This window comes from Ancylobacter sp. VNQ12, from assembly GCF_049445835.1.
Taxonomy (GTDB): Bacteria; Pseudomonadota; Alphaproteobacteria; order Rhizobiales; family Xanthobacteraceae; genus Ancylobacter.
Map to the genome: position 1 here is coordinate 1 of NZ_JBMSDU010000060.1, position 2,249 is coordinate 2,249.

The 2,249-nt window shown below is 65.6% G+C and carries 2 protein-coding genes; both read left to right on the forward strand.

Annotation, left to right across the window (positions count from 1 at the left end):
- The first annotated feature begins 117 nt into the window (after positions 1 to 117).
- On the forward strand, positions 118 to 1,617 hold the full coding sequence (gene istA / locus ACO2RV_RS25050; protein ID WP_423296912.1) for an IS21 family transposase: 1,500 nt from the start codon (positions 118 to 120) through the stop codon (positions 1,615 to 1,617).
- Positions 1,617 to 2,249: IS21-like element helper ATPase IstB (gene istB / locus ACO2RV_RS25055; protein WP_423296913.1), on the forward strand; the 633-nt coding region annotated here is incomplete at its 3' end. The genes istA and istB, both read left to right, overlap by 1 nt.

The window sequence follows — 2,249 nt, forward strand, 5'->3', positions numbered from 1 at the left end:
TGTGTTTCGGCATGCAAGTTTGCCCCCCTGAGGCGAGGGATCGGCGTCCAACTTTGACCCCCCTTGAGCCGGTTTCGGTGAGACTGCCCGTTTTGGTTTCAGACGGGCGGGCGGGGGATGAAGGGCGTGGATACGATTGCGCGGATCCGGCGCGAGTTTTCGGTCCGGGGGAAGACGATCAAGGAGATTGTCCGCGAGCTTCACGTCTCGCGGAACACGGTGCGCAAGGTGCTGCGCTCGGGCGCAACGTCGTTCGAGTACGAGCGGAAGGTTCAGCCGCAGCCGAAGATCGGGCCCTGGCGCCCGGATCTGGACCGGCTGCTGATGGCCAACGAGGGCAAGCCGGCGCGTGAGCGTCTGACGCTGATCCGGATCTTCGAGGAGCTGCGTGGCCGGGGTTACCAGGGTAGCTATGACGCCGTTCGCCGCTACGCGCGGGGTTGGCGCCGCGAGCAGTCGGCCGTCACCGCCGATGCCTATGTCCCGCTGAGCTTCGCGCCCGGTGAAGCTTATCAGTTCGATTGGAGCCACGAGATCGTCGTCGTCAACGGCGCGACGACCAAGGTGAAGGTCGCCCATCTGCGGCTCTGCCACTCGCGCATGCTGTTCGTGCGGGCCTATCCCCGGGAGAGCCAGGAGATGGTCTTCGACGCCCACGACCGAGGCTTCTCCTTCTTCAAGGGCGCCTGCACGCGCGGCATCTACGACAACATGAAGACGGCGGTGGAGACCATCTTCGTCGGCAAGGAGCGCGCCTATAACCGGCGCTTCATGCAGATGTGCAGCCACTACCTGGTCGATCCCGTCGCCTGCACGCCGGCCTCGGGCTGGGAGAAGGGCCAGGTCGAGAACCAGGTTGGCCTTGTGCGCGAGCGCTTCTTCGCGCCCAGGCTCAGGGTCAAGAACTATGACGAGCTCAACGCCTGGCTGATGGATCAGGTGATCGGCTATGCTAAGGCGCATCGCCATCCCGAGCGGCGCGACCTGACGATCTGGGAAGCCTTCGAAGCCGAGCGGCCGAGCCTCGTTGCCTATGCCGGGCGCTTCGACGGATTCCATGCGTTGCCGGCGGCGGTGTCGAAGACCTGCCTCGTCCGCTTCGACAACAACAGGTACTCGGTCGCGGCGAGCGCGATCGGCCGGCCCGTCGAGATCCGCGCCTATGCCGATCGCGTCGAACTGCGCCAGGACGGCCGGATCGTCGGCGAGCACGCCCGCTCCTACGGTCGCGATCAGACAACCTTCGATCCCTGGCACTATGTGCCGGTGCTGGCCCGCAAGCCGGGCGCCCTGCGCAACGGAGCGCCCTTCAAGGACTGGCTCCTTCCAGCCGCGCTGGACCGCGTACGTCGGAAGCTCGCGGGAGTGCGGGATGGCGATCGGCAGATGGTCGATATCCTGACCACGGTGCTGAGTGACGGCCTGCCGGCGGTCGAAGCCGCCTGCGCCGAGGCGCTGAAGCAAGGCGTGCATTCGGCCGACGTCATTCTCAACATCCTGGCCCGACGCCGGGAGCCAGCCCCCGCGATCACCATCATGACGCCCGATGCGCTGCGCCTGCGCCATGAGCCCACCGCCGATTGTGCCCGATACGACAGCCTCAGGAGAGCCGTGTGATGGAACGCTCGGAGATTCTCGCCACCATGGGCGAGCTCAAGCTCTACGGCATGAAGGCCGCCTTCGACGAGATCATCACCACGGCGGTGAAGCGCCAGCACGAACCCCAGCGCATCGTCGGCGATCTGCTATCTGCGGAGATCGCCGAGAAGCAGGCCCGCTCGATCAAGTACCAGATCACCATCGCCAAGCTGCCTCTCGCCAAGGATGTCGGCGACTTCGTCTTCGACGGCACGCCGCTCAACGAGACGCTCGTCCACGACCTGGCAGGTGGCAACTTCATCGCCCATCAGCGCAATGTCGTCCTCGTCGGCGGCACCGGGACCGGCAAGACCCATCTCGCCATCGCGATCGCCCGAGCCTGCATCCGTGCCGGCGCGCGGGGACGCTTCTTCAACGTCGTCGATCTCGTCAACAAGCTCGAGGCCGAGGCCCGCGCCGGCAGGCAGGGTCGCATGGCCGACTATCTCTCGCGCATGGACTTCATCGTCCTCGACGAACTTGGCTATCTGCCCTTCGCCCAGTCCGGCGGCCAGTTGCTGTTCCACCTGATCAGCCGTCTCTACGAACAGAGCTCCGTCATCGTCACCACCAACCTCGCCTTCGGCGAATGGCCCTCCGTCTTCGGAGAC

Excerpts from the sequence above, each read along its gene's own strand:
- istA (WP_423296912.1), top strand. The coding sequence starts at position 118 with ATGAAGGGCGTGGATACGATTGCGCGGATCCGGCGCGAGTTTTCGGTC.